At 50.7% G+C, this 6,533-nt stretch carries 8 protein-coding genes; 7 read left to right on the forward strand and 1 reads right to left on the reverse strand.

Translation table 11 applies throughout. From position 1 onward, the window contains the following. The first annotated feature begins 212 nt into the window (after nt 1-212). From gshB to H591_RS0112610, 7 genes are all read left to right on the forward strand, one after another. Complete coding sequence (gene gshB, locus H591_RS0112580; RefSeq protein ID WP_022967321.1) at nt 213-1,169, forward strand: glutathione synthase; 957 nt, start codon at nt 213-215, stop codon at nt 1,167-1,169. Between the two features lie 107 nt (nt 1,170-1,276). Further along, nucleotides 1,277-2,176 carry an energy transducer TonB gene (locus tag H591_RS0112585; RefSeq protein WP_022967322.1) on the forward strand — a complete coding sequence of 300 codons (900 nt, stop codon included), beginning with the start codon at nt 1,277-1,279 and terminating at the stop codon, nt 2,174-2,176. Nucleotides 2,177-2,246: 70 nt separating this feature from the next. After that, the gene (locus H591_RS0112590) at nt 2,247-2,813 is read left to right on the forward strand and encodes a YqgE/AlgH family protein (RefSeq protein WP_022967323.1); all 567 of its coding nucleotides are present in this window, start codon (nt 2,247-2,249) and stop codon (nt 2,811-2,813) included. After that, nucleotides 2,810-3,253, forward strand: coding sequence for a Holliday junction resolvase RuvX (gene ruvX, locus H591_RS0112595; RefSeq protein WP_022967324.1), 444 nt, complete (start codon nt 2,810-2,812; stop codon nt 3,251-3,253). The genes H591_RS0112590 and ruvX overlap by 4 nt, the downstream gene beginning before the upstream one ends. A gap of 29 nt (nt 3,254-3,282) precedes the next feature. After that, nucleotides 3,283-3,792, forward strand: a complete 510-nt coding sequence (pyrR, locus tag H591_RS0112600) for a bifunctional pyr operon transcriptional regulator/uracil phosphoribosyltransferase PyrR (protein ID WP_022967325.1) — start codon at nt 3,283-3,285, stop codon at nt 3,790-3,792. A 10-nt stretch (nt 3,793-3,802) separates the two neighbouring features. After that, nucleotides 3,803-4,813, forward strand: a complete 1,011-nt coding sequence (locus H591_RS0112605; RefSeq protein ID WP_022967326.1) for an aspartate carbamoyltransferase catalytic subunit — start codon at nt 3,803-3,805, stop codon at nt 4,811-4,813. Next, entirely contained in the window at nt 4,813-6,087 is a 1,275-nt protein-coding gene (locus tag H591_RS0112610; protein WP_022967327.1) for a dihydroorotase, read from the forward strand. The genes H591_RS0112605 and H591_RS0112610 overlap by 1 nt, the downstream gene beginning before the upstream one ends. 126 nt (nt 6,088-6,213) lie before the next feature. On the opposite strand, the gene H591_RS0112615 is transcribed toward H591_RS0112610, so the two are convergent. Further along, nucleotides 6,214-6,533, reverse strand: a 320-nt coding sequence (locus H591_RS0112615; protein WP_022967328.1) for an IS110 family transposase, incomplete at its 5' end; no start/stop codon positions are given.

Here is a 6,533-nt window from a genome sequence, read left to right on the forward strand (position 1 = left end):
TTGCAGTATTGATGCTATGCTGCTTAATTATACAGCACGCGGCGACTCAATCGTCGTGCCTTTTTAGCATACTATTTTGCTGCAATCCATTAACCCGGCATTTACAGGGTTATTTATTGACCTCGCTTATAGCTTTAGATCAATTTAATACTATTATTCAGCCAATCCAAAGTGCATTATTGACTGCTTACTATTTTATCGGAGACCTTATCATGCATGTTCGTCTTGGGATTGTCATGGATCCTATTGATCGTATTTCATTCAAAAAAGACAGTTCTCTGGCCATGCTTTTGTCAGCCCAATCACGCGGCTGGTCGTTGTTTTATATGGAACAGCAAGACCTCTATCAACTAGCGGGTCAAGCACGAGCACGTATGCGCTCACTGCAAGTGTTCGACAATCCACAGCACTGGTTTGAACTGGGCGATGAACTTGACGAACCGCTCTCTGATTTAACTGTCATTTTAATGCGCAAAGACCCTCCATTTGATAACGAGTTTGTTTATAGCACTTATTTACTTGAGCAAGCGGAAGCAGCTGGCAGTTTAGTGGTCAACAGCCCACAAAGTTTGCGCGACTGTAACGAAAAACTCTTTGCAACTATGTTCCCACAGTGCACGCCAGCCACCCTAGTGAGCCGACGACCCGACATTCTGCGGGAATTTGCCAAGCAACAACGTGACATCATTCTCAAACCACTCGATGGTATGGGCGGATCGTCGATATTCCGTCATCGCGAAGACGATCCGAACTTATCGGTGATTTTAGAAACGCTCACCGCGCACGGCACTCAGCAAATTATGGCGCAGCAATATTTGCCAGCGATTAAAGATGGCGATAAGCGCATTCTAATGATTGATGGCGAACCGGTACCTTATTGCTTAGCGCGCATTCCAGCGGCTGGCGAAACACGCGGTAATTTAGCGGCCGGTGGTCGTGGTGAAGCACGTCCTCTCACCGACAAGGATCGTTGGATCGCTGAACAAGTCGGTCCTGAATTACGCAAACGTGGCTTGCTGTTCGTTGGCTTAGATGTGATAGGCGAACACCTGACCGAGATTAACGTCACCAGCCCAACCTGTATTCGCGAAATTGATAATGCCTTTGATACTAAAATCGGCGACCAACTGATGGATGCAATTGCCCGTAAATTGACGGAGCGCTGCTAATATAATCGGCTTGCACAGCCATTAATCATTGAATGTGCAAGCCAGTTCATGGACTTTTTGATGACTTCTCGGCAGACTGCCGCCTCTGTCGAGAAACCAAAACACTTATGAAAAACGCTGCTACCAATCCTTTTGCCGAACCGAAACCTAAAGTTGATGCGGCTGACCGCTTAGGCTTCACGTTGCTTATCGCCGGTCTTCTGCACTTAGCTATCATCCTCGGGGTGGGTTTTACCGTTGCTGATTTACCTGAATTAAGCAAAAGCCTAGACGTCACTTTAGCGACTTTCAGCAGTGAAAAAGAACCTGAAAAAGCTGATTTTATTGCCCAGGACAATCAGCAAGGCAGCGGTACATTAGAAGAAGCTGCGACACCAAGCACCACCGAAAAAGCCACCTTCCAAGACACCAAAGTCAATAAGGTGCAAGTAGAAAGCAGCGAAGAGCCGACACCGGTTGTCCAAGCAAAAAAACAAGTGGTCAGCACACCGACCCCACAAAAGCAAAAAGTGCAAAGCGCAGCACAAGTACAACCCAAACCTCAACCCACCAAACCGCGCCCTGTCATAGATCGCGAGCAACTTTCTGCTGAAATTGCTAGTCTCGAAGCAGAGCTGTCAATGGATCAACAAAACTACGCCAAAAGACCACGGGTGAGTCGACAAAACACTGCTGCAACCAAGCGTGATATCAGTGCGTGGTACCGCGAGGATTGGCGTAAAAAAGTCGAGCGCGTCGGTAACCTTAATTACCCTGACGAAGCACGTCGCCAAGGCATTTACGGCAGTTTGCGCGTGCTGGTCATCATTAAAAGTGATGGATCGCTAGAAAACATGCGGATTTTAGAATCCTCTGGCCATCCAGTACTTGACCGCGCGGCATTAAACATTGTGCGCACAGCCGCACCCTTTGCGCCTTTTACCGGTGAGCTAGCTGCCAACTACGACCAGGTTGAAATCATTCGAACTTGGCGCTTTGAGCGTGGCGATCGTCTTTCCAGTCAATAATCTGCGATAATCATTGGGCTGACATTGAGCAGCTATTTTATCGCGTTTTGACGGGGATGATTGAATCACCATGACTGCTACCTTTCCTTCATTAGCTGGGCATTTTTTAATTGCCATGCCACTCATGAGCGATCCGCATTTTGCCGAATCGGTGGTCTATATTCTCACCCACGACGAGCAAGGCGCGCTCGGCATCATTATTAACCGTCCTAGCGGCCTGACTTTGGCTGACGTGCTCGAACAACTGCAACCGGAGCATGCCACGCTCAGCGACAGTGACGATCAAGACGTGTTTCTCGGTGGCCCAGTGCAATCTGAATTAGGTTTTGTCCTGCACAATATCGGCCCGCAATTTCAAGGCACGATGAATTTCGGCAGTTTGTCACTGACCTCCTCGCAAGATGCTTTAGCAGCCATCGCCCAAGGCCAAGGACCTCAGCAAAACTTAATTGCTCTGGGCCACGCCGGTTGGGGTGCCGGACAACTGGAAGAAGAACTGCGTGACAACGCTTGGCTGTCTTGCCCAGCCGATCCGAATGTGATTTTCAGCACACCAATTGAACAACGTCGCAGTGCCGCAGCCGCTCTGCTAGGTGTTGACCTTGAGCGTCTCAGCCATCAAGTAGGCCATGCATGAGCCAAACTGCTGAAGCACCCAAACTGCTCTTAGGTTTTGACTACGGCACCAAACAAATTGGCGTTGCGGTTGGACAAATGATCACTCGCCAAGCGCGCGAACTGTGCAATTTGAAAGCGCAAGATGGCATCCCGCGCTGGGAGCAGATCGAAGCACTGATTAAAGAGTGGCAGCCCGATGCACTTGTTGTAGGATTACCGCTAAACATGGACGGCACACCCAGCGACATGTGCGTGCGTGCAGAAAAGTTTGCTCGGCGCCTCAATGGCCGCTTTAACTTACCCGTCCACACCCACGATGAACGCTTGACTACCTTTGAAGCCAAAGGCCAACGCTTATCGCAAGGACAACAACGTGGCAGCTATCGCGAGCAACCTGTCGACGCCTTAGCCGCCGCTTTACTACTGCAAGGATGGCTGGAGCAATACAACAACAGCTGACCTCAACTGATGCATGGAGTCGTACTTAAATGAGCCTACCTGATCCTGCTGTCTTAATTACTGCCATTGCCGATGAGCTCAAAGCCCATCTACAAGCCCACAATATTGATAATCCACGTTTTGTCGGCATCCACACCGGTGGTGTTTGGGTCGCCAATGCCTTGCTCAAAGAACTCAAAAGTGAAGAGCCGCTGGGCATTTTAAATGTGTCGTTTTATCGTGATGATTTCAGTCGCAGCGGCTTGCATCCACAAGTTCGTCCATCGCAGCTACCTTTTGATATCAGCGATCAGCATTTGGTGTTAATTGATGATGTATTGATGAGTGGCCGCACCATCCGCGCCGCACTCAATGAGCTGTTTGATTATGGCCGTCCGGCCAGCGTTACCCTCGTCTGCTTGTTGGATTTAAATGCCCGCGAACTGCCAATCCGCCCTGATATTGTCGGTGCAACACTTTCCCTTGATGCAATGCAGCGGGTAAAATTAGTTGGACCTGAACCGTTGGCCATCCAACTGAAAACCCTCGACCATCTATGAGATTTTCGCAATGACGCCCCTCGCCCCTAAGTGCCCGCTGCAATTAAACGACCAAGGTCGTCTGCGCCATTTTTTATCGCTCGATGGCCTCCCGCGTGAAATGCTGACAGAAATCCTCGACACCGCCGACTCGTTTTTAGAAGTCGGCGCGCGCGCGGTGAAAAAAGTACCGTTAATGCGCGGCATGACTGTCTGCAACGTGTTTTTTGAAAACTCCACGCGCACCCGCACCACCTTTGAACTGGCTGCCAAACGTTTATCCGCAGACGTCATCACCCTCAACGTTTCCACCTCTTCAACCAGTAAAGGTGAAACCCTCACCGATACCCTGCGCACCCTCGAAGCCATGGCCGCCGATATGTTTGTGGTGCGCCATGCCGATTCCGGTGCCGCCCACTTTATTGCCGAACACGTTAGCCCCAATGTGGCGATTATTAACGGTGGTGATGGTCGTCATTCGCATCCGACGCAAGGCATGCTGGATATGCTGACCATCCGTCGGCATAAAGGCGATTTCACCAAGCTAAAAGTAGCTATCGTCGGCGATATTTTGCACTCACGGGTCGCGCGTTCGAACATGCTCGCGTTAAAAACCCTCGGTTGTCCTGATATTCGCGTGATTGCGCCAAAAACCTTGTTGCCAGTAGGTCTTGAGCAATACGGCGTGAACGTTTACACCGATATCACCGAAGGCTTAAAAGATGTCGATGTAATCATCATGCTGCGCTTGCAACGCGAACGCATGCAAGGTGGTTTGCTGCCTAGTGAAGGCGAGTTTTATCGTCTGTATGGTTTAAGCGAACAACGTTTAGCTCTGGCGCACCCGGAAGCCATCATCATGCACCCCGGTCCAATTAACCGTGGCGTCGAAATTGATTCCTTAGTGGCGGATTGCCCACGCTCGATGATTCTTAATCAAGTCACCTACGGCATCGCCATACGCATGGCCGTACTGTCGATGACCATGAGCGGTCAGAATGAACAACGCCAACTGGATGCAGAAAAGCAGGAGTCAATCTAATGCGCATACAAATTAATGGCGCTCGTATCATTGATCCGGCGAGCGGCATGGATCAGCAGGCTGATATTTTTATCCGTGACGGCAAAATTGTCGCCATTGGTGACATGCCACGCGAGTTTGTCGCTGAGCAAATGATTGATGCGAACGGTTTAATTGCCGCGCCCGGCTTGGTCGACATTTCTACTTCATTGCGCGAACCTGGCTATGGCCGCAAGGGCACAATTGCCACGGAAACCCGCGCTGGGGCAGCTGGTGGCGTCACCTCTGTGTGCTGCACGCCGCAAACTAAACCTATTTTAGATACTCCAGCGGTGGTTGAGTTAATCCTCGATAAAGCCCGCGATGAAGGCTCGTGCAAAGTCTATCCTTTGGGCGCGTTTAGCCAAGGTCTTGCCGGCGAGCAATTAGCTGAGTTAGTCACTTTACGCGACGCTGGCTGCATTGCTTTCACTAACGGTTTAGTGCCCTTTGCCAGTAACCGCATTTTAGGTCGTGCGCTTGAATACGCAGCAACCTTTGATCTGACAGTAATTTTCCAGCCACAAGACGCCTCATTGGCTGAGGGCGGTTTAGCCCATGAAGGACCAACCGCAACCTTTCGCGGTTTAACCGGTATTCCAGAATCAGCAGAAACAGTCGCGCTCTCGCGTGATTTATTACTGGTTGAGCAAAGCGGTGTACGTGCGCATTTTAGCCAAATCACCACTGCACGCGGTGCTCGTCTGATTGCCAAAGCGCAAGCACGCGGCCTGCCGGTCACCGCTGATGTGGCGATGTATCAACTGATTCTGACTGACGAAGCATTAATGGACTTCTCCAGCTTCTATCATGTATTGCCACCATTGCGCTCTCTAGAAGACCGCGAAGGTTTGCGTGAAGCGGTTAGAACTGGCGTGATCAGTGCGATTGCCAGTCATCACCAGCCGCACGAAGCTGACGCCAAACTTGCACCCTTTGCCGCCACCGAGCCAGGCATCAGCAGCATTGAACTGTTGCTGCCATTAGCCATGAGCCTAGTCGAAGAAGGTGTACTCGATCTGCCAACCGCTTTAGCGCGCCTAACCACCGGACCAGCTGCAGCAATGCAGATCAACGCCGGCCGCTTAGCCATCGGAGCTGCAGCGGATATCGTTTTGTTTGACCCCAACGCACAAACCCTCGCTGGTGAAAACTGGCTCTCCAAAGGCAGCAACTGCCCATTTATTGGCCACCACCTGCCCGGCCTTGTGCGCTACACCCTACTCAACGGCCGCATCACCCACAAAAACCTATAAGCCCCTAAGCCAGCCGCGGCGCGACCCAAGTCCCGCCGCGCTACACCTTTTGTCGGCCTAAAGACCGACCTACACAATCCGCACCACAACCCACACCGCAATCTGCACCACCCGTAGATACTCTGTTTAAGCACAAGCTTTTTTATGCTCTTCGCTGAATAATTTTGATGAATCAAAGGGCGTGTTTAATTTTAAGCACGCCCAGATTCCTGTCAGCATTTTACGCATCACTGCGCACAGTGCTTGCATCTTTTTCTTGCCACGTTGAATCAGCGACTGATAAAAAGCGCGCACATTAGCGTCGTGAGTCGCTGCAGACAAAGCTGGCATAAACAGCGCTGTGCGCAAATAAGAGTTACCTGCTTTGCTTAAGCGACCAGGTTTGTTAATGCTTGTTCCTGATTGCGTTAAGCGCACATCAAGGCCAGCAAAGCGGCTGACCTGTG

This window comes from Denitrificimonas caeni DSM 24390, from assembly GCF_000421765.1.
Lineage (GTDB): Bacteria > Pseudomonadota > Gammaproteobacteria > Pseudomonadales > Pseudomonadaceae > Denitrificimonas > Denitrificimonas caeni.

Coding starts and splice junctions, on each gene's coding strand:
- gshB (WP_022967321.1), top strand. CDS start 213: ATGCATGTTCGTCTTGGGATTGTCATGGATCCTATTGATCGTATTTCA.
- H591_RS0112585 (WP_022967322.1), top strand. CDS start 1,277: ATGAAAAACGCTGCTACCAATCCTTTTGCCGAACCGAAACCTAAAGTT.
- H591_RS0112590 (WP_022967323.1), top strand. CDS start 2,247: ATGACTGCTACCTTTCCTTCATTAGCTGGGCATTTTTTAATTGCCATG.
- ruvX (WP_022967324.1), top strand. CDS start 2,810: ATGAGCCAAACTGCTGAAGCACCCAAACTGCTCTTAGGTTTTGACTAC.
- pyrR (WP_022967325.1), top strand. CDS start 3,283: ATGAGCCTACCTGATCCTGCTGTCTTAATTACTGCCATTGCCGATGAG.
- H591_RS0112605 (WP_022967326.1), top strand. CDS start 3,803: ATGACGCCCCTCGCCCCTAAGTGCCCGCTGCAATTAAACGACCAAGGT.
- H591_RS0112610 (WP_022967327.1), top strand. CDS start 4,813: ATGCGCATACAAATTAATGGCGCTCGTATCATTGATCCGGCGAGCGGC.